Origin of the sequence: Vibrio sp. Evd11 (assembly GCF_900382755.1) — a bacterium.
GTDB classification, from domain to species: domain Bacteria; phylum Pseudomonadota; class Gammaproteobacteria; order Enterobacterales; family Vibrionaceae; genus Vibrio; species Vibrio lentus.
The window spans coordinates 54,791-76,427 of record NZ_OSDX01000017.1 but is presented as its reverse complement, the minus strand read 5'-3'; the positions used below and the strand labels follow the sequence as shown (position 1 = coordinate 76,427).

Annotated in this window: 17 protein-coding genes; 9 read left to right on the top strand and 8 right to left on the bottom strand. The window is 42.9% G+C overall.

The annotated features are described in order from the left end of the window. Positions 1-46: 46 nt before the first annotated feature. Entirely contained in the window at positions 47-928 is an 882-nt protein-coding gene (locus tag ED652_RS09960; protein WP_065103209.1) for an OmpA family protein, read from the bottom strand. 188 nt (positions 929-1,116) lie between these two features. Between ED652_RS09960 and rnt the strand changes: the two genes are divergently transcribed. After that, positions 1,117-1,761, top strand: coding sequence for a ribonuclease T (rnt, locus tag ED652_RS09955; protein ID WP_017061178.1), 645 nt, complete (start codon positions 1,117-1,119; stop codon positions 1,759-1,761). A gap of 64 nt (positions 1,762-1,825) precedes the next feature. Next, positions 1,826-3,151: a Na+/H+ antiporter family protein gene (locus ED652_RS09950; protein WP_122054592.1), complete on the top strand. Its 1,326-nt coding sequence runs from the start codon at positions 1,826-1,828 to the stop codon at positions 3,149-3,151. Positions 3,152-3,334: 183 nt separating this feature from the next. On the opposite strand, the gene ED652_RS09945 is transcribed toward ED652_RS09950, so the two are convergent. Together ED652_RS09945 and ED652_RS09940 are read right to left on the bottom strand one after the other, a co-directional pair. Then, positions 3,335-3,964 (bottom strand): DsbA family protein, encoded by a 630-nt coding sequence (locus ED652_RS09945; protein ID WP_122054590.1) that lies wholly within the window; start codon positions 3,962-3,964, stop codon positions 3,335-3,337. 97 nt (positions 3,965-4,061) lie between these two features. Continuing rightward, the gene (locus ED652_RS09940) at positions 4,062-4,400 is read right to left on the bottom strand and encodes a Grx4 family monothiol glutaredoxin (RefSeq protein WP_017076187.1); all 339 of its coding nucleotides are present in this window, start codon (positions 4,398-4,400) and stop codon (positions 4,062-4,064) included. Between the two features lie 269 nt (positions 4,401-4,669). Here ED652_RS09940 and sodB point away from each other — a divergent pair, with 269 nt between their 5' ends. From sodB to ED652_RS09925, 3 genes are all read left to right on the top strand, one after another. Further along, positions 4,670-5,254 carry a superoxide dismutase [Fe] gene (gene sodB / locus ED652_RS09935; RefSeq protein ID WP_004734050.1) on the top strand — a complete coding sequence of 195 codons (585 nt, stop codon included), beginning with the start codon at positions 4,670-4,672 and terminating at the stop codon, positions 5,252-5,254. Positions 5,255-5,540: 286 nt separating this feature from the next. Next, positions 5,541-6,044 (top strand): VC2046/SO_2500 family protein, encoded by a 504-nt coding sequence (locus tag ED652_RS09930; RefSeq protein WP_277868891.1) that lies wholly within the window; start codon positions 5,541-5,543, stop codon positions 6,042-6,044. Positions 6,045-6,310: 266 nt separating this feature from the next. Then, positions 6,311-6,994: an SDR family oxidoreductase gene (locus ED652_RS09925; RefSeq protein WP_122054589.1), complete on the top strand. Its 684-nt coding sequence runs from the start codon at positions 6,311-6,313 to the stop codon at positions 6,992-6,994. Positions 6,995-7,244: 250 nt separating this feature from the next. Here the strand turns inward: ED652_RS09925 and adhE are convergent, their stop codons facing one another. Beyond that, positions 7,245-9,950 carry a bifunctional acetaldehyde-CoA/alcohol dehydrogenase gene (gene adhE / locus ED652_RS09920; protein ID WP_122054587.1) on the bottom strand — a complete coding sequence of 902 codons (2,706 nt, stop codon included), beginning with the start codon at positions 9,948-9,950 and terminating at the stop codon, positions 7,245-7,247. A 640-nt stretch (positions 9,951-10,590) separates the two neighbouring features. Between adhE and ED652_RS09915 the strand changes: the two genes are divergently transcribed. Together ED652_RS09915 and ED652_RS09910 are read left to right on the top strand one after the other, a co-directional pair. Beyond that, positions 10,591-11,229, top strand: coding sequence for a YchE family NAAT transporter (locus ED652_RS09915; protein WP_004734056.1), 639 nt, complete (start codon positions 10,591-10,593; stop codon positions 11,227-11,229). A 149-nt stretch (positions 11,230-11,378) separates the two neighbouring features. After that, positions 11,379-12,218: an ion transporter gene (locus ED652_RS09910; RefSeq protein ID WP_122054615.1), complete on the top strand. Its 840-nt coding sequence runs from the start codon at positions 11,379-11,381 to the stop codon at positions 12,216-12,218. Between the two features lie 240 nt (positions 12,219-12,458). On the opposite strand, the gene ED652_RS09905 is transcribed toward ED652_RS09910, so the two are convergent. Then, positions 12,459-14,453: a bifunctional diguanylate cyclase/phosphodiesterase gene (locus tag ED652_RS09905; RefSeq protein ID WP_122054585.1), complete on the bottom strand. Its 1,995-nt coding sequence runs from the start codon at positions 14,451-14,453 to the stop codon at positions 12,459-12,461. 215 nt (positions 14,454-14,668) lie between these two features. Here ED652_RS09905 and ED652_RS09900 point away from each other — a divergent pair, with 215 nt between their 5' ends. Continuing rightward, positions 14,669-15,664, top strand: a complete 996-nt coding sequence (locus ED652_RS09900; RefSeq protein WP_122054583.1) for a PstS family phosphate ABC transporter substrate-binding protein — start codon at positions 14,669-14,671, stop codon at positions 15,662-15,664. 99 nt (positions 15,665-15,763) lie between these two features. Here the strand turns inward: ED652_RS09900 and asd are convergent, their stop codons facing one another. Then, positions 15,764-16,879, bottom strand: coding sequence for an aspartate-semialdehyde dehydrogenase (gene asd / locus ED652_RS09895; RefSeq protein ID WP_122054581.1), 1,116 nt, complete (start codon positions 16,877-16,879; stop codon positions 15,764-15,766). 509 nt (positions 16,880-17,388) lie between these two features. Between asd and nhaC the strand changes: the two genes are divergently transcribed. Next, complete coding sequence (nhaC, locus tag ED652_RS09890) at positions 17,389-18,825, top strand: Na+/H+ antiporter NhaC (RefSeq protein WP_122054579.1); 1,437 nt, start codon at positions 17,389-17,391, stop codon at positions 18,823-18,825. An 89-nt stretch (positions 18,826-18,914) separates the two neighbouring features. Here nhaC and ED652_RS09885 read toward each other — a convergent pair whose 3' ends face one another. Beyond that, complete coding sequence (locus ED652_RS09885; protein ID WP_122054578.1) at positions 18,915-20,093, bottom strand: chemotaxis protein; 1,179 nt, start codon at positions 20,091-20,093, stop codon at positions 18,915-18,917. Between the two features lie 75 nt (positions 20,094-20,168). Beyond that, a complete protein-coding gene (locus ED652_RS09880) occupies positions 20,169-21,575 on the bottom strand; it encodes an Hpt domain-containing protein (protein WP_122054576.1) in 1,407 nt (468 codons plus the stop codon). Positions 21,576-21,637: the final 62 nt, after the last annotated feature.

Genomic DNA, 21,637 nt, shown 5'->3' with positions numbered 1-21,637 from the left:
GTCATTTCGCCGGGCTTCTTGATTGGATCTTTAGATTTTATTCAAGCTAGACCTGCGTTCTACCCAATGAGATAACAACGCGGCGGTTTTGATCTTTACCAATTGGTGAATTGTTGTCGGCAATTGGACGACGCTTACCATAACCTTGCACTTGAATACGGTCTTCCGGTAAACCGAGTGACTTAAAGTACTCTCTTAACGATTCCGCTCTTCGCTCTGAAAGATTCTGGCTAATGCCTTTGCTGTCAGCAGAATCGGTATATGTAGCCACCAGCACCAGATCAATGTCTTGGTTATAACGAACATAATCAGCTATCTGGCTTAACCTTTTACGTGATGATTTGTTCAACTGATCGCTGTTACGGTCATAGTGCAAAATCGTGAAAGAGATATCTTCAAAGCTGTATGGCAGTAGGTTAGCAATACAGTCACTGAACACATTGTACTTTTCTTGGAACAACACCGACGATAACGACACTTCGATACGCTGATCTCGGCTCTGCCACTCTTGATAACTGAATGTCGGGTAGCGTCCTTTCTCTAGCTCACTCAAGATTCCCCACGCCGTTTGACCACCAACGTAGCCATCAAACTGTTGGAAGAACTTAATGGTTGTCATGCGATCAGCACTTTCACCCGGACGCCAAGGTGGCGGCATCGAAATCAAGCTGACATTACGCGTCGCACCCATTGGGCGGCGCATTTTAAGCTCAAAGTCCAAAATGATTTTTTTACTCGCGCGAGATGAGAACTCAGCATCACCAAAATTTGGAATCGGGTGAACCAAGCGACATTCTAGTGGCGTGTTAGCCACCATCTCCCACGTCGATTGTTGAGGAGATGCTCCATAACGCTTTTCTTGTGCCATGACCGATGACGACATAAGTAGCGAAAATAGCATTGAACCTGTTATGAGTTGTTTCTTCATAAAGTGGAGTATCTCTTAAGCAATTCGTTTAACAATGCAGCCAATTGCCGCATTTTTCTCTCGCGTTTAAATATGCAATTATCAAGCCGAGATGGTGCGGCTAATTTATGATTTATTGACCTTTCCTAGTTTTTATCACCGCTATTATCTGCAATAATGCAGCCTTAATCACACTTATTTGGGCTAACATGACTGTAGAAAACGAAGCTCTGACCCTAAAAAAACGCTTTCGTGGCTATTTTCCAGTGGTCATCGACGTGGAAACCGCAGGGTTTAACGCTGAAACCGATGCATTATTAGAGATCTGTGCCATTACATTAAAAATGGATGAAAACGGAGATCTGCACCCAGCATCAACGCTTCATTTTCACATTGAGCCTTTTGAAGGCGCAAATATAGAGCAGGCAGCATTAGACTTTAACGGAATTAAAGACCCATTTAGCCCATTACGTGGTGCTGTGTCGGAACAAGAAGCCCTTAAAGAAATCTACAAGCTAGTGAGAAAAGAACAAAAAGCTTCAGATTGCAGTCGCGCAATCATGGTCGCTCACAATGCTACGTTCGATTTAAACTTCGTTAATGCAGCAAGTGAGCGTTGTAAGCTTAAACGCGTCCCTTTCCATCCATTTGCAACTTTTGACACTGCAGCTCTTAGTGGTCTTGCCTACGGTCAAACCGTTTTGGCTAAAGCTTGCCGCACTGCGGGGATGGAATTTGACAACAAAGAAGCACACTCTGCTTTGTATGATACGCAAAAAACCACAGAGTTATTTTGCGGCATCGTAAACAAATGGAAAGCCCTTGGTGGTTGGCCTCTTGTTGACGAAGAATAAAAAATAGAGTCGGTAAACGTTCACTCGTATTGCCTTCATAAAAACACAACATCCCGAGAATAATATGAATCCTGTTGTAATTTCAGTTTGCATCATGCTTGTTTTAGCTTTGATGCGCGTAAACGTTGTCGTGGCTCTCACGTTCAGCGCAATTATCGGTGGCGTAGCCTCTGGTATGAGTGTGAACGATGCTGTAGCAGCTTTCGAAAGTGGATTAGGTGGCGGTGCAACTATCGCACTTAGCTACGCAATGCTTGGTACCTTTGCTGTTGCTATCTCTCGTTCTGGCATCACAGATCTCCTAGCTCAAAGCGTGATTAAACGTATTCACGGCAAAGAGAACAGTGCGGCATCTAATGGTCTAAAATATGGCATCCTAGCGTCTTTGATCCTAGTGACCATGTCTTCGCAAAATGTAATCCCTGTACATATCGCCTTTATCCCAATCTTAATCCCACCTCTATTAGGCGTATTCGCAAAAATGAACCTAGACCGTCGTCTGGTTGCGTGTGTACTTACTTTTGGTCTGATTACTCCGTACATGGTGTTACCGATCGGTTTTGGTGGCATCTTCCTAAACAACATCCTGCTTAAAAACCTTCACGACAACGGTCTTGAAAACGTAGTAGCAAGCCAAGTACCAATGGCAATGTTGTTACCAGCTGCAGGCATGATCTTCGGCCTTCTTACGGCTGTATTCTTTACTTACCGTAAGCCTCGTCAATATAAAGAAACGTCTCATACTGTTGTTTCAACAGAAGTGAAAGAGATCAACAAGAAGCACATCCTAGTGGCTGGTGTTGGTATTGTTGCAGCACTTACGGTTCAACTATCGACGGGCTCGATGATCATCGGTGCACTCGCTGGCTTCATGGTATTTACCTTCGGTGGTGTGATTGCTTGGAAAGAGACACACGATGTCTTCACTAAGGGCGTTCACATGATGGCAATGATCGGCTTCATCATGATTGCAGCGGCAGGTTTTGCAGCAGTAATGAAGCAAACGGGTGGCGTTGAGTCTCTAGTTGAAGCACTTTCAACAAGCATCGGCGACAATAAACCTCTAGCGGCTCTGCTTATGCTAATCGTTGGTCTGTTGGTAACAATGGGTATTGGTTCTTCGTTCTCGACGATTCCAATCCTTGCGACTATCTACGTTCCACTAGCGGCAGCATTTGGTTTCTCACCAATGGCGACTATCGCACTAGTAGGTACAGCAGCAGCGTTAGGTGACGCGGGGTCTCCTGCTTCTGACTCAACATTAGGTCCAACATCGGGTCTTAATGCTGATGGTCAACACGAGCACGTATGGGAAACCGTAGTACCAACGTTCCTACACTACAACATCCCACTGATCGTATTCGGTTGGATCGCAGCTATGGTTCTGTAATTAGGTTCTTTAGCTAAGAAAGACATTATAAAGACCGCCTCGTGCGGTCTTTTTTTTCCTAGAATTCACTCCCCCCTTTCTTACCCTCTCAAATGAATCAGTTACATCAGACAAAAGAAAAGGCTTACTCTTATGAGTAAGCCTTAGACATAATTTGCGCTAATACAGACAGATCTTGCTGAATTATGCAGCGGGAGCGTTATTCACAAGTACTTCGCGAATAGACTTAAGCGTCGCTTCCGTTGAATGGTAATCCAATTCCACTGCCGTAAAAATACCATTTACTTCAAGCATTAACGTCGGGTAAGAATGCACACCGATCGCTTCTTTAAAGCCTAACTGGTCATCTAATTCGCTTTCCAATAACTTACTAGAAAGATCATTTTCAAACTGTTGTACATTCATCCCTAGCTCTTCAGCTAACTGCAAATGCGTTTCTTGGCTGTGTGGCAACATCGCACGAAGGTAGTAAGCGTGTTGGATCGCTTCAAGCATTGCTTCGTAGTGATCTTGAAAACCAGCAGCGATTACGGCGCGACATGCAGGGTAAGTGCTGCGAACAGGTTGACACTCTGTCCAGAATTCGTGGTTGAACTCAGTGCCCAACTTCGCTTCGATCTGCTTCCAGATAGCTTGCAGCTTGCCCTTCATATCTTCTGACATTGGCTCATCAGAATCAGGAGCCAAACCGCCAACTACGTAATTAAACTCAATACTCGCAGGTAGCTGCTGTTTTAAAAGTTCTAATGTTGGCTTATAGCCCCAGCACCAACTGCACATTGGGTCATGCACATAATGAAGTCTTACATCCATTATTCATTCCTTATCGAGTCTTTCGAACTATTCAAACAAAAAAGGAGCCTCATTAAGGGCCCCTTCCATTCAATATTTAAGCGCAAAGGCTTAAAGCTTACTCAGCGTCGTCGCCAGCTACTTTAGCAGCCGCTTCTTTAACGATTGGCTGAAGTTCGCCTTTTTGGAACATCTCAAGAATGATGTCACAACCACCGATCAGCTCACCGTCAACCCAAAGTTGTGGGAACGTTGGCCATTGTGCGTAAGCTGGAAGCTCTGCACGAATGTCAGGGTTTTGTAGGATATCTACGTAAGCAAATTTTTCGCCACACGCCATTAGTGCTTGAGATGCTTGAGAAGAAAAACCACAGCTTGGCAGCTTAGGAGAACCTTTCATGTAAAGTAGAATGGTGTTTTCTTCAATTTGCTGTTTGATTTTATCGATAGTTTCCATTGCTTCCTCGTTAATGGATTACGGCTTTTATTGCCTTTATTCTACCCCAAACTAAAAGAATAAAAACCATATAAAAAAAGAGGTTAACAAGCTAAGCTAACAATTCACACAAAAGTGATGAATTAAGCTTTTAATAAAGTAAAAACTTGCTAAACTATATCGCAAGTCAGCAAATTGACCACGGTTGGCTGTAAAGCGAACCGTGAATAATAATATCACTGGAAGCAATCGAAAGAGTTAACTCTTTCATATCAATGGAGAATTGAGCAATGGCATTTGAACTACCGGCTCTTCCTTACGCGAAAGACGCGCTAGAACCACACATCTCAGCAGAAACGCTAGATTTCCACCACGGTAAGCATCACAACACTTACGTTGTTAAGCTAAACGGTCTTATCCCAGGTACTGAGTTTGAAGGCAAAACACTAGAAGAAATCGTTAAGACTTCTACTGGTGGTGTTTTCAATAACGCTGCTCAAATCTGGAACCACACGTTCTACTGGCACTGTCTTGCTCCTAAAGCAGGCGGCGAACCAACTGGCGCTGTTGCAGAAGCTATCAACGCTGCATTCGGTTCTTTCGAAGAATTCAAAGCGAAATTCACTGATTCAGCAATCAACAACTTCGGTTCTTCTTGGACTTGGTTAGTTAAGAAAGCTGACGGTTCTCTAGACATCGTTAACACTTCTAACGCTGCTACTCCTCTAACAGAAGAAGGTGTTACTCCACTTCTAACTGTTGACCTATGGGAACACGCTTACTACATCGATTTCCGCAATGTTCGCCCTGACTACATGGCTGCATTCTGGAACCTAGTAAACTGGTCTTTCGTAGAAGAGAACCTAGCTAAGTAATTATTACTTACGCTGCGCTATTTATAGCGAGTTATCTATTGAAAGCTCATGCCTCGGCGTGAGCTTTTTGTATCTATCGTATTCCACAAAATCTAGACCTTTCTTAGCCTATTAACCAGTTAGCCTATTAACCAGTTAGCCAGTTAGCCAGTTAGCCAAGAGAACTTACTTCTCGACCAACTCCTAGCACTCTTCCCCGCCCTGCATAAATTCTCTATTTGCCTGTAATTAAACACTAAAGTTTGCCGACTCCATGCCGTTAAAGGTGTATCCAATGAGAGGCAGCATGCAAATACATACTTTAGACAAAGCAGGAATCATCAACGAACTGAAATTCGGCATCGGGATCAGCCAAGCGGTTGAGCAAGGTCGCCGTGCAGATTTCGCGTTGCTGTTATCTATGTTTTCTAATGACGTTCGTGATTGCACGCCGATTGACACCATTGAAGTCACAGAGACAACTGAAGATCGCCTGCGTAAACACTTCGGCGTTGCAGAACCGCAGCAGCTGCGTTCAAACCAATCTTCGTATGAGATTTCAGCTCAGCAATCTAATCATTTTCATCAAGCTAGCCTTGCCAGTGCAAAACTCAGCCATTACTTGAAACCTGAAGCACTTGCATTCATGCCTGAAGATACAGCTGATTTACCCGAAGAGGTTTACCAAAACCTTTCAGGTCATGATCGACGTAAATTGGCAAACAAGCAGTTACCTGATTTGCCACTTGCTACGCTCTACAATGAACTATCAACTGCCCAGCGTCAGTATCAAATACAAGCTCAAGTATAGCTGTCATCTACCTTTCCTCGTTTTCCCCTATATTCTTAATTAGAGCACGCCTCTTAAGTATTCACATGAGTAATATGAACCACCAGCCTTGGGTGAACATGAATTACGAGTTGCTGATTACTATTTGAAGTTACTGCGAAATGTGAGCTGCCACTAAGTTCATAAAAACTTATCAATTAGCACGCCTTAGTTTGAACCTCTTCACACCCATTGTATGAAATTTAACCCATCCTTATCCTTCATGGACGATTTATTTAGGTGTTGGGATGGAAATAAAAAGCTCAATCATATTGGTGACATCTGCAGGTTCGCGCCTCGGAGGGACAATTGCGAACCACTTTGTTAACCTTGGAGCCACCGTCATCCTCTGTGATAAAGACACGGAAGCACTTCAAGCGACCTATTTACAATGTGCCCGTTTTTCTGACTCGGTTTACCATTACACGCTCAAAAGTAATGACAACCAATCGATTCTCAGCGTGTTTGATTTTATTCAAACCACCTTCAACACTACGCCCGATGTATTGGTCAATAATTGGATAAGCTCCCCTATGCCAAGCCTAATTGGCGATCAGCCTGTCAGTAGCTTTATCAATGATCTTTCTTCTATGGCTACGACTCTTTTCGCATTTGGGCAAATTAGTGCCGAGAGATTACGAGAGGAGGATAAAGAAGGCGTTATTGTGAATGTGATATCTCATGATGACTTTCATGATGTATCCGGCCTAGAGAGCGCAAACTCAATGATAACCGGCTTTACCCATAGCTGGGCAAAAGAACTGACTCCATTTGGTATTCGAGTTGGCGGTGTTGTCCCTGCTGTCCATAACTCCGATGGCAAACTCAACCGATGCCACTGGGCGCAGCTGCAAGATGAACTGACCAGAACAACGGAATACATCGTATCTAATGATTACTTTAGTGGACGAGTGGTGGCAGCCGAAGTTTAGTCTCTCCCCTATTCAAAGCCCGCACAAAAGCTTGGAGCCGATTGAAGGTCGAGCTTGCCCAATGCCAAAACGCTAAAACGCTAAAACGCTAAAACGCTAAAACGCTAATAGAACAATAGCTTTTCACTCAGAACAACTAGACATACGAAACAAACATAAAAAAAGCCCCAGTCTTTCGACTGGGGCTTTAAACTTTTCCCGATAGATAAGGTTCGTGCTAGCGAAAACTTATCTCAAAACTGAATCTTACTTATGCTTCAGCTTTTTCTTTCTTAGCTTTTGGTGCTTTCGCGTCAGCTGGCTTTTGGTCAGCTTTCTTAAGAATCACTGTAGTGCCTTCGAAAGTTTCACCTTCAACGTAAGGAGTACCGAAGTAAGACGTTGTTAGTACTTCTTTTAGCTCAGTGATTAGTGGGTAACGTGGGTTAGCACCTGTACACTGGTCATCGAACGCTTCAACAGCTAGCTCGTCTAGTTTAGCGATGAAGTCAGACTCGTTAACACCCGCAGCTTGAATTGACAGTGGGATGTCTAGGTCGTTCTTAAGCTCTTCTAACCAAGTTAGTAGGCGTTCAATCTTCTGAGCAGTACGGTCACCAGCTTGGCTTAGGCCTAGGTGGTCAGCAACTTCAGCGTAACGACGACGTGCTTGTGGACGGTCGTACTGAGAGAATGCAGTTTGCTTAGTTGGGTTATCGTTCGCGTTGTAACGTACAACGTTTGAGATAAGTAGTGCGTTAGCAAGACCATGTGGTAGGTGGAACTCAGCACCAATTTTGTGAGCCATTGAGTGACACACACCTAGGAATGCGTTCGCAAAGGCAATACCAGCAATCGTTGCAGCGTTGTGTACTTTTTCACGAGCGATTGGGTCTGCTGAACCGTTTTTGTAGCTTGATGGTAGGTATTCTTTAAGCATCTTAAGAGCTTGTAGAGCTTGACCATCTGAGTATTCGTTCGCAAGAACTGATACGTAAGCTTCAAGAGCGTGAGTTACTGCATCGTAACCACCGAACGCTGTTAGAGACTTAGGCATGTTCATTACTAAGTTAGCATCAACAACAGCCATGTTTGGCGTGATTTCGTAATCTGCTAGTGGGTATTTAGCACCAGTCTTGTCGTCTGTAACAACAGCGAATGGAGTAACTTCTGAACCCGTACCTGAAGTTGTTGTGATACATACAAGCTCAGCTTTTTTACCCATTTTAGGGAACTTGTAGATACGTTTACGGATATCCATAAAGCGCATTGCTAGTTCTTCAAAGTGAGTTTCAGGGTGCTCGTACATAACCCACATGATTTTAGCAGCATCCATTGGAGAACCGCCACCTAGAGCAAGGATTACGTCAGGTTGGAAGCTCTTCATTGCTTCAGCGCCTTTCTCAACAACAGACAATGTTGGATCCGCTTCTACATCAAAGAATACTTGAACTTCAATACCTTGAGATTTCAGGATTTGCACTACGTCATCTGCGTAACCGTTGTTGAACAAGAAACGGTCAGTTACTAGGAATGCGCGTTTCTTACCTTCTAGGTCGCTCATTGCGATTGGAAGGCTGCCACGACGGAAGTAGATAGACTTAGGTAGTTTGTGCCACAACATATTTTCAGCTCGCTTCGCTACAGTTTTCTTGTTGATAAGGTGCTTAGGACCTACGTTCTCAGAGATAGAGTTACCACCCCATGAACCACAACCAAGAGTTAGAGAAGGTGCAACGTTGAAGTTGTACAGGTCACCGATACCACCGTGAGTAGTAGGGATGTTGATTAGGATACGAGCCGTTTTCATCTTGTCACCGAAGTAACGAATACGATCTGCGTTTACGTCTTGGTTAGTGTAAAGACCAGACGTGTGACCGATACCACCGATTTCAACCATCGTTACCGCTTGAGCAACAGCGTCTTCGAAATCGTCTGCACGGAATAGACCCAGTGTTGGAGACAGTTTTTCATGAGCGAATTCGTCATCGTAAGAAACTTTACCAAGACCTTCACCTACAAGAACTTTAGTATCAGCAGGAACTTTAACACCCGCCATTTCAGCGATTGCTGGAGCAGGTTGACCTACGATTTTAGCGTTTAGGTTGCCGTCGATAAGAAGAACTTTACGTACTTTATCTGCGTCAGTTTTAGATAGAACGTGAGCTTTGTGAGAAGCAAAACGCTCTTTAACTTCGTCATATACTTCGCTAACTACGATTGCAGCTTGCTCAGAAGCACATACAACACCGTTATCGAATGTTTTAGACATAAGGATAGATGCTACTGCACGTTTGATGTCAGCTGTTTCATCGATAACTACAGGAACGTTACCAGCACCAACACCGATAGCAGGCTTACCAGAAGAGTATGCAGCTTTAACCATGCCTGGACCACCAGTAGCAAGGATAAGTGCGATACCGTCGTGCTTCATCAGCGCGTTAGAAAGCTCTACAGATGGTTGGTCGATCCAACCGATGATGTCTTTTGGTGCACCCGCTGCTACAGCTGCGTCTAGAACAAGCTTCGCTGCGTCGTTAGTTGAGTTCTTTGCACGTGGGTGTGGCGAGAAGATGATGCCGTTACGTGTTTTAAGAGAGATTAGAGATTTGAAGATTGCTGTAGAAGTTGGGTTCGTTGTTGGAACGATACCACAGATGATACCTACAGGCTCAGCGATAGTCATTGTGCCTAGGCTTTCATCTTCATCAAGAATGCCACATGTTTTTTCGTCTTTGTATTTGTTGTAGATAAATTCAGATGCAAAGTGGTTTTTGATAACCTTATCTTCAACAATACCCATTCCAGATTCAGCAACTGCTTGTTGTGCAAGTGGGATACGAGCGTGGTTAGCAGCAAGAGAAGCTGCGCGGAAGATTGCGTCTACTTTCTCTTGAGAGAATGTTGCAAAATCTTCTTGTGCTGCTTTAACGCGTGCTACTAGAGCATCAAGTTCCGCTAAGTTAGTTACAGGCATGGTGGATCTCCTAAAATAATAAATATTAAAAACTTTTTATTAATTTCGCTGCTTGCTTTTAACCTCAAACAACAACGTTCTTAGTAAATTGCTTTCAGGACTGAGTATATTATTTCACAGTGTGAAAAAAATTGACCCAGATCAGTTACCCAAAAAGAATTAACCAAAAAGTAGTAAGGCAATCGCAAAAACACGCTTAAGACGATGATTTATATAGATTAAAATCACACTTTTCGTTAGTTCAAAAAACAAGCAAACAGACAAACTTTTTCTACATAGAGACATAAACTGTAAAAAAGTTTCATTTTTAGTCAGTTAAGTTACATGTATACAGCCATATTCGTGCTACTGAGAGTATATCCATACCGTTGCACGGGCTAGATTTTGACATAATTTTTATTAAATTCGTGCGACAGTTAACAGTTACTCGATAATAAATTACAAAATGAAACACTAACAACCAACTCGCAACACCGACAATGCAAAAGAGATATTCAATTAGTTTTTCTAAAAATAATCCCCTATTTCAGGTTAGTTTTTTTCATTCGTGCAAATCCGATTTGCCCCTTACATTACGCGCTCAGACTATTCACAGAATCAAACCTTCAACCTTAAAATTCGCTAACTGGAGATCGCTCTCATGCAAGGCTTAGAACTCGCAATTTTTATGCAATTCTTCCTTGGGCTTGTTGCTGCCGTAAACCCAATCGGCATCATGCCTGTTTTTGTTTCCCTTACTGCACATATGCCGCCAGAAGAGAGGAACAGGACAGCCTTACAAGCAAATATTGCCGTTGCCGTTATCCTGATTGTGTCGCTTGTCGCGGGGCAAATGCTGCTTGATATGTTTAGCATCTCGCTGGATTCATTTCGTGTTGCAGGTGGTTTGCTATTATTGAGCATCGCATTTTCGATGATGAGCGGTAAGCTCGGTGAAGATAAGCAGAATAAACAAGAGAAATCTGAATACATCAGCAAAGAGCAAATCGGTGTTGTTCCTCTTGCTATGCCATTAATGGCGGGCCCCGGGGCAATCAGCTCGACCATTGTTTACGGATCTCGTTACCCTGCAGCCATTGATACTGTGGGAATTGGCATTAGCATCATCGCGTTTGCAACCTGCTCTTGGCTTCTGTTCCGTTCAGCGCCGGTTATCGTTCGCTTTTTAGGTCAAACGGGTATCAACGTGATCACGCGTATCATGGGCTTGATTCTTGGCGCATTGGGCATCGAATTCATCGCCAATGGCCTACGTAATTTGTTCCCAGGTTTGGCATAACGTTTAACGGTAATCCGGTTGCTCTATAAAGGGCAACAATATTGCAATATAGATGAGGCGAGTAAAGCAATTGGGCTTTCACTCGCCTCGTTATTATGAAGCTTGTATAATGACTGTTAATGCATTTAACAAAAGATGAATCTCTCCTTATGTCACGCAAGCCACTCAAGCATCATTTGTACGTCATTATTTTTGGCACTCATACTCCAGCCGGGCGCGCATTTGATATTTCACTGATCGTTGCAATCTTGGCTTCGCTTCTGGTTCTTATTCTAGAGTCCATTCCAAATGTGATGACAGAGTGGTCTCAAGAACTTCGTTACATCGAGTACAGCTTCACCGCCCTATTCACTATCGAGTATCTATTAAGGCTCTATTGTTCTCCAAAACCGAAATCTTACGCCACCAGCTTTTATGGCATTGTTGATCTGTTAGCGATCCTACCTACTTACCTAGCGATCTTCTTCCCAGGAGCTTCGTTTATGGGCGTTGTGAGATTGCTGCGTGTGATGCGAATATTCCGAATCCTAAAATTAGTTCGGTATTTGCAAGACTCCAATATCTTGTTACGTTCTCTCTTGATGGCAAAAAGAAAGATCCTGATTTTCTTTAGTACCGTTGGCATATTGGTCATCATTTTAGGTTCAATAATTTACGTTATTGAAGGCCCAAAACACGGCTTTACCTCCATTCCACAAAGTATTTATTGGGCGATAGTGACCATTACGACGGTTGGCTATGGGGATTTGGTTCCGCAAACGGGCGTAGGTAAAGCGATTGCTTCTATTACCATGCTGCTAGGCTATTCCATTTTAGCGGTTCCAACAGGGATCATCACTGCTGAACTGAATCAAGAAATGAACTCGCATAAGTCATTAGTAAAATGCCCTAACTGTTCTAAATCAGGGCATGAAAGTGATGCGATACATTGTAAATATTGTGGCAGTGAACTGGCAGACCCGGATAAAAGAGTTACTACACCGGAATAGACATCCGGAAAATTAAAGCGGGCTGCGTCATATAGATGCCTTGTTATATGGACACTTTGTATTGTCTATAGGTATCTTGGATATATCTGATATGAAGATTCCCCCGGGCATGCCCGGGGTACTTACCGTGACAACGCTAAAGCGTTGACCAAAATTACAAACAGCTTACGCTGTAATTTTGGAATTGGCATTCATCCACGGGTAAACCCGTGGTTTTCTGTATTCACAGAATAAAAATTGCTAGCCTGCTATCTCCAGCTTAATCACATTACTTTTATCATTTTTTACTAACTGCTCAACTAATGCATCAGCCGTTAAAGGTTTGGATAAATAAAAACCCTGCCCAGTTAAGCACCCCATATCAAACAAGTCTTGCTGCTGTTGTTTCGTTTCCACCCCTTCAGCGACAACAGACACGCCCAACTCGTTGCCTAATTGAATAATCGATTTGAGTAAGACCTGTGAGGTATTATTCAATGTGTAATCCATTACAAAACTTCGATCAATTTTAAGTGTTTGAAAGTCAAAGTCCTTCAAGTAGGAAAGCGAAGAGAACCCCGTACCAAAGTCATCCAACGCAATTCTTACCCCTAATTGTTTAAGCTCCGCAAAAATGACTTGTGCCAGTTCAATGTCTTCCACCATAACCGTTTCAGTGATTTCAATTTCAAGCTTATTCGTGGGTACATTCGAATCAACAATAATGTGTTTTAATCGCTCAAAAAATTCTGGATGTTTAAGGCTTCTTGCTGAAATATTAATTCCCACAATACCAAGATCGACCCCCTGCTCTAGCCACTGTTTCTGTTGATTTAGTGTCTTTTGGGTAACCAATAAATCAAGTAGGCGTATTTGCCCGGTAGATTCAGCAACTGGAATAAAATCATTCGGGTTTAACAATCCTTTCGTTGGATGCTGCCATCGAACTAATGCTTCAACCCCTTCAACTTTCTCAGTCGCTAAACTCCATTTTGGTAAGTAATGCAGTTCGAACTCATCGTTTTCGATCGCGATATTGAGCGAAGTCTCTGTGTCCTTTTGGGACATAGCAATACGGTTAAGCTCTTTTGAATAAAACTGAAAGTTGTTCTTACCCATTGATTTAGCATGGTACATGGCGTTATCTGCGTAACGAATCAAGCTATCTTGCGTCGCGCTGTCTTCCGGATAAATCGAAATACCAATACTTGCAGAGACGTGGACACTAGCACTTCCAAGTTGAAATGGAGCTGCTAAGGCATTATTAACTTGTGACGCAATTCTGTTAGCAACACTGATGGCTTTGCTGACATCAGCAAGGTGACCAAGTACCACAACAAACTCATCACCACTGAAACGGGCAGATAGATCAGTCACACGTATGCAGTGATTAATGCGTTTTGCCACCAGCTTAAGCAGTTGATCACCAGCATCATGACCATGTTGATCATTCACATCTTTGAAGTGGTCAAGATCGATAAAAAGTAGGGCAAACGATTTTTTTGAGCGTTCAGCGTTGAGAATAGATTGATTGAGCCGGTCTAAAAATAATGAACGATTGGGTAAACCAGTAAGCGGATCAAAGTACGCTCTGTTATGTAATTGAGTATTTTTTTCTTCAATGGCACTTTTGGCATTCGTCAAAGACCGCAAAAGAGAGTCTCTATTTTTCTCATACTTGTGCTGGATTCGGATTGAATAAGCGGCAATCACGATAGCAGCAAGAATAAGAGTAATACTGGTTCGCGTGTAACTATCAATCCCAAGCTCATAACTGGCTTTAATCACCCGCTGTATATCATCAGCCTTACTCGCAAACTCTAAAAATTGCTCATCACGTCGAACGGAACTGAACACAGCAGCACGGTCTGATTGAATATGCTGATAGTTCGCTTCAGCTTTAATCCTGAAATCAGCCAACTTCTCACGTAAGGCAATCAGTCGTTTACGAATTTCAGGGTCTTCAACAGGTTGGTAGCTCCCCATGATACTTTCGCCACCCTCTAGCAAAGCAACGACATGCCAATCGGCAATTTCAAGGTAGTACCAGACTTCTTGTATTGATTGGGCGGTATCACCCGACATAATTTCATCAAACCACAAATACGCTAATGTGCCATTAACTTTTATCTCTGCCGCCGCTTCCGCTAACGGAGATTTCTTAACCAGCAAATGAGTGGATTGAGACACAAGTGCCGAAGTAAATGTGATAACTAACACTGCTAATAGTGATGTAAATAAGTACTTACGTTTCATAGACGATACGAGTTCAATGACCAGAAATAAGAATAAAAACAGAAGCTTTAAACTATAAGTCAGAATTATTTCAATTTAGTGAATATCCAGAGTTTTATGACTTTCATGAAAGTTTGATGAACTTTTATTCATGTGGTTGTTTAAACCATTGAGAAGCTTTATATTTTTCACCAATTATCCTATTGGTCGTTTCACCTTCACTATGCTTGAAAATCATGCCTAACACTTTGCTCGCTCTAATCACTCGAATCTTCTTTAGCTTTATTTTAGTTTCAGCCAATTTAGTGTGGGCAAAAGATTTAATCCAAATTGAAGGTTCAAGCACCGTGTACCCAATCACTCATCAGTTGTCACAACAATTCATGCTAGCTGAAGGGACAAAAACGCAGGTGGTCATTGGTATTACGGGAACGGGTGGTGGCTTTCGCAAGTTCTGCCGCGGAAGAACCGATATATCAAACGCATCAAGACCGATTAAAGAAACTGAAAAAGCATTGTGCAAAGAAAATGGCATTGAATTTTTAGAATTGCCAGTAGCCTTAGATGCATTAACGGTTGTCGTGAATAAACAAAACAATTGGGTTGATTCACTTTCTTTAAAACAACTCAATAAAATTTGGCGTGCACCATCAGAGCAAAAACTGAATACTTGGGAAAAGGTTGACGCGCACTACCCCAATCAACCTTTGAACTTACACGGGCCAGGCCCTGATTCCGGCACTTATGATTATTTTGTGGATGTCGTGCTGGATAAAGAAATAAGTCGCCAAGATTACATAGCGAATGAAGATGATAATGCTATGACGGCTGAAGTAGCAGTTGATAGATACGCAATGGCTTTCTTGGGGTTTGCTTATTACTCATCCAATCAAGATAAGTTAAAAGCTATTGCCATTGTGAATGAAGACGGGGTAGCGACACTTCCTAGCGTTGAGAACGTAACGAACGGACTTTATGGAGACTTATCAAGACCACTTTTTATTTATGTGAATAAGTCCGCCTTAGATAAACGAGCTTCATTAAAGCGCTTTTTAGAGCTCTATTTTCATCAAGACCATATCCATAGAGCGGTTACCAAATCAGGTTATATTCCTCTATCAGCCGAGATATACAATCAAGCACGAAGTATCTTACAAAAAGGCAAGACTGGATCTGTATTTAACAATGAAAATCTTAGCTCTAACTTTGAGCAGTTCTTATACAGAGAGTAACTGGCTATTGAAGCAGTTTAATTTCTAGCTCTTAACCTAAACAAAAAAGCACTTTAAAAAGTGCTTTTAGCTAATTCATATCAAATTGCTTTTTACAGATTACTTCTCATCAAGAATAATACGTAATGTACGACGAAGTGGCTCTGCAGCACCCCATAATAATTGGTCACCAACAGTGAATGCATTCAAGAAATCATTACCCATCGACATCTTACGCAGACGACCCACAGGTACAGACATTGTGCCTGTTACTTTCGCTGGTGTTAGCTCTTGCGCTGTAATATCACGATCGTTAGGAATCACTTTAACCCAATCGTTGTGCGTCGCGATGATCTCTTCAATCTCGTCCATTGGCACATCTTGCTTAAGCTTAATCGTTAGTGCTTGAGCGTGACAACGCATTGCACCGATTCGAACACAAGTACCATCGATAGGAATTGGCTGACCATCTAGGCCGAGAATCTTGTTCGCTTCAACGCCCGCTTTCCACTCTTCTTTGCTTTGACCGTTTTCACGCTTCACATCGATCCAAGGAATCAATGAACCAGCAAGAGGAGCACCGAATTGGTCTGTTGGGAATGAAGAAGAACGGATCGTGTCTGCAACTTTCTTATCGATATCAAGAATTGAACTTGCTGGGTTCGCTAGCTCAGAGCTGACGCTGTCGTTGATAACACCCATTTGAGAAATCAGCTCACGCATGTTCTTAGCACCTGCACCTGAAGCGGCTTGGTAAGTCATGGCACTCATCCACTCAATCATGCCTTTTTCATATAGGCCACCTAATGCCATTAACATCAAGCTCACCGTACAGTTACCACCAACGAATGTATTGGTGCCACCGTGGATACCTTGCTGGATTTGAGCCAAGTTAACTGGATCTAATGTGATGATGGAGTCAGCATCCATTCTTAGCGTAGAAGCTGCATCAATCCAGTAACCTTTCCAACCTGCTTGACGCAGTGCTGGGTAAACTTTTGAAGTGTAATCGCCACCTTGACAGGTAATAACGGCATCAAGTTGTTTTAGGCTATCAATATCAAAGGCATCTTGAAGCAGACCCGCCTCTTTGCCACCTAAAACAGGGGCAGGGATACCGATTTGAGATGTGCTGTAATAAACAGGCTCAATCAGGTCGAAGTCTTTTTCTTCAACCATACGTTGCATCAGTACAGAACCAACCATACCGCGCCAACCAACTAGACCTACTCTCATCTCTCACTCTCCATGTATAAATTAAAAATTGCTCTCCCCCATCTATAAGTTTTTCAGAAACAGAACTCAAGTGCTTTTTAGCAAAAAGTGTAACTTTTTCGTTTCTTTTAAGTGAACGCGATGAATAGTGCAGTTATCTATTAATCGTATTCGTCGCTTTTGCCAATGATAAAGCACGTAATATGGTTAGCATCAAAGGTTTGGCCAATAAAAGCGCTCCAATTTCCATCCTAATAGAGCCAAGCCTTAGCAGCAATTACCACTATTTAATAATGGTTAATCAGAATAATATTTTACACAACGAAAACAACGTGCGACAAAAATCAACATGTAACAATCATGAATTTAACAAAAATTCAGATAATGCAACCATGATAAATTGACTTAATAGTCAAATATCACAACTTAGGTGTATTTTTTCGATATAATAATCTAATTACTGTAGTGTCCACGTCGTACCCCAAACTATAACGAAGCACTATAAATGCTCGAAATAACCAGAGGCTTATATGAAGCAGAGTAAAACTCGCCTACCGAACCTATTGCAGGTAATCATCGCGTTAGGACTATTTCTATCCCTTGCTTTTTCCTTTACAGCAAAGCTTGATCTTCCAATCCAACTTGCCTTGTACATTGGCTGGTTCATTATCATGGTGCTTGGTATTCGCCTTGGCCACGAATACAAAGACTTAGAAAAAGCAGCACTCAAAGGAATATCTAATGGCTTAGGTGCAGTTTTAATACTTTTAGCGGTTGGCGCTCTTGTTGGTACGTGGATCTCGGGCGGTATTGTACCCACTATCATTTACTACGGTCTGAAAGCTATCCACCCTTCTATCTTCCTTTTAGCTACTATGATCATCTGTTCTCTAACCGCTCTGGCAACAGGCACCTCTTGGGGAGCTGCTGGTACCGCCGGTATTGCGATGATGGGTATTGGTCAAGGCCTAGGTGTTCCAGCACCAATCACTGCTGGTGCAGTACTTTCGGGCTGTTACTTCGGTGACAAGATGTCTCCACTTTCTGATTCAGTGATTCTGGCTTCTTCAATGTCTGGTGTTGAAGTGGTTGAACATATCAAGGGCATGCTTCCAGTTGCGTTAATCAGCTACGTGATTACGGGCATCATGTTTACCGCGTTTGGTTTCCACTACGCGGGCAACGTTGACATGAGCCAAGTTGACTCTGTAATCAAAGCAATGGAAGTTCAGTTCTACATTACGCCTTACTCATTCGTGCCTGTATTGATCGTGCTTGGCCTATTGGCTTTCCGAATGCCGTCATTCCCAGTGATCAGTTTTGGTTCTCTGCTAGGTATTATCTGGGCAGTGATGATCCAAGAGATCGACTTCCTAACTGCATTTAACACTGCATGGGCACCGTTCTCTATCTCATCTGGTGTGGAGTTCATTGATTCAATTCTTAACCGTGGCGGCATGTCTTCAATGCTTGGTTCGGTTGCGGTTATCGTGTTTGGTTTAGGTTTCGGTGGCTTGCTGGATAAAGTAGGCGTGCTAGAGACGATTGCTAAAGTGTTCGAGCGTCGTGTAAACAGCGCAGGCTCACTAGCAACCAGTACAATTGGTACAGCTTTCATGGGTAACGTATTTGGTTCAGCAATGTATGTATCGCTCATCCTTACGCCAAAAATCTGTGCGAAAAACTACGACCGCTTAGGCTACAAACGTAAGAACCTTTCTCGTAACGCTGAGTTCGGTGGCACGTTAACGTCAGGTATGGTTCCTTGGAGTGATAACGGTATCTACATGGCGAGTATTCTAGGCGTTGCTACGCTGTCTTACGCACCGTTCATGTGGTTAAGCTTCATCTGTATCATCGTGACTATCGTGACGTCTTACATGGGTTGGTTCGTTGATAAATGTGAACCGACAACGCCTGCGTTTGAAGCTGAAGAAGCGACAGAGTTAAGCAAGCAGCAAGCGTAAGTCGTTAAAACGTTAATCATTTAAATACAAAAAGAGCGCCCTAGAGCGCTCTTTTTTTGATCTACTTAGTTACTGAATTAGTAATTTACTTATTTATGGGCGGTTCGTTTACCCAACCAATAACCGATGCCTAACGGTGCAAAGAACACCACCAAGATAAACAGGATGAAGTAGATAATCACACTTTTGATTAGCTCCATCAGCTTATCAATCGCAAGCACAACCACTTCTTGAGAAACACGGTCTAGATCTTGAGTGAACAACTCTCTTTCAGAAGTCACAATACCTGCAATCTCGATGCGCTCTTTCTCAATCATCTGTACTAGCGCTTCTCTCTCACGCGTCACCATCTTTTCTAGTGCTACACGTTCATCGCTCAGCATCGCTAATTTTTGGTCTGTCTTATCGCTAAGATCGTTTAGTAAGGGCTGCATTTCTGTCGACATAATAGAAGCTAGCGTTTGCATGTACTCTGGATTGTTTTCGATAAAGTCCTGCATGCTTGATGATGTTTGACGAAGGCTTTCCAGCGTCTTAGACAGGTCTTCACCCGTTAAAGAGCTGTTCAAAGCAACCAACTCTGCCTTCCACGACATTAGCTTTGGTGTCTGATCAGCCATTACGCTTAAACGGTCTGATGCATCACTCATCGCCTCAGGCATGGTTCCTAAGTTTTGTACGATTTGTGATTCGTCTTTCCCTAAGTAAGTTAACCAATCACGGTAAGCTGGCGTACTTCTGAATGTGAGATCTTTAAATGGGTGGCTAGCGGCAAACTGCGCGACGAACGCTTGGCTCTTCTTAAAGTCACCAGAACTCAATACGCCTTTTGCCAGTTTTTCTACTTCTTGAGTAAGCTCATGAGCGGTTTCTACTGCATGGTCAGTTACGAATAGGTCAGCACCGTCGCCTTGCGTATAAAACTGATCCATTTGAGCGGTAAACACCCACGAATCAATTAACGCTGATATTGGAGAAGTTTGGTAAGCCGCTTGTTGAAGTCCCTGCTCTGCGTGGATCTTCCAAAACAGTACATAAGATTGATGTAGGGTATCGTCAGCAGGATAAGATTGAGCGATAAAATCAGCCGAATCTTCTACGCGAGTAAAGAAAATCTTAGCGTATTCACGCGTCATAATCCGAGCATTGAGCTCTTGTCGAGTCAGTGGTGTAGTTTGGCTATCTAACTTAACTTCTAAGAGAGAACAACCACTTAGAACAATACTAAGTACCCACACCATCAAACACTTACTAGAAACACGCAACATATACACCTCTGACAAAGACTAATGGCGCGGATTGTATGAGCACTTCGTCAGAGTATTGTCAAAACTCTCGCAAAATTAGTGCGATTGATCTAAATACGCCATGGCAGATTCGACCGAAGCCTGGATCGCCTGTTCTAACTCTTCAAGATCGTATTCACTGATCGCTCGTGATTGCTTCATTGTCATCTCAATACTGGCGGCAATAATCGCTAATTTCGATGCTTTAATGCTTCCGGCAACGCCTTTTAAGCTATGTACGATTCGAGCAGCAGACGTCTCATCTTTTGTCAGCAAGGATTTGAATTTTGCATAGTCATCAGCATGGTCTTGCACAAACACGCCTAACAACAAGCTCACAGATTCAGCGTCACCGTCCAGAGTCTCTAGCATCTCTTCGATATCAATAGCAGGCTTTGAATCCGTCACACTTGCGATGTGTTTCTCAGCTAAATGAGCCTCTGGTTCTTGATGATTCGTTGATATCGCTTGAGGTTCATTCATTACTGGATGCTGAATCGACGGCGCTCTTTCTGGAACTGCGGCAACATCATGGTTAGCCTGTTTTACATCAGTGAGCGTGTCCTTTGAATCCGTCGTTTCTACTTGGTTCGCCGTGGCGTTCGAACCGTTTGCTCGTTTTCCTAAGTTGCTCTCTAGTTCATGGTCCGGATCACCTTCAGCTTGTGATGCATTCTTTCTAAAACTCACTCCCCATAAAATCAGCGCGATCATAGCAACCAAACTCAAACCTAAGGCTGCGAGTAGTAAATTGAACTGGCTCTTATGGAATTGAGCTTCAAGTTTGATGATCTGCTCATTGACGGAATTTTTCTTAATCTTATCAACTAAATAATTAAGCTGAGCATAATCACCTAACAGCGTAGAAGCATCAGCAAGTAACTGTTGAATGGCTTCCTGCTCTTTGGTTTTTAACGAATAAGATCGCTTGAGAATAGAGTCAAAAGAGCGATAGGTCGCCGAGGAACTTTGATTGTCAGAATACATGGCTTCAAACACCACGACGCCAAATTCGTTTAACAGAGGCTTTAACTTAGAAGAGGTCTTCTTGTCAGCGCGCAATACCTTGATGTTATCGACTATCGCCTGCACTTGGCTTTCTATCGGGATGAATTCATCGAACTTTTCTAAAAATTGGTCTGCGACATACAGCAGTTGATTAACGTCAGGGCGGAAAAACGCATGCTCAAAGTCCGATTCAATCTGCAATCGAATCGAATACACCAACTGCGCATCAAGGGCTAGGTCATTAATACGAGAGACTCGGAGCGGTTCAGAGAAGTAAAGCGACTGCCTTAACTCGTTAACACGAATACCAAGCTCTTCAATTTGAGCTAGGGAATTATTGTAAGAACGGCTGAGCTGAAGGATGGCCAACGAAGGAAGTAACCATAGAGCCAGAAGTACAACCAAGAAAGTTGCAGGCTTTTTAAAGCGATGGGGCGTTGCCACTGATTGTTCCATCAATATTCCTTGTGCATGTCAGCCTCACACCGGTTCAGTTTTCGAGAGTGTAAAGCAGAAAA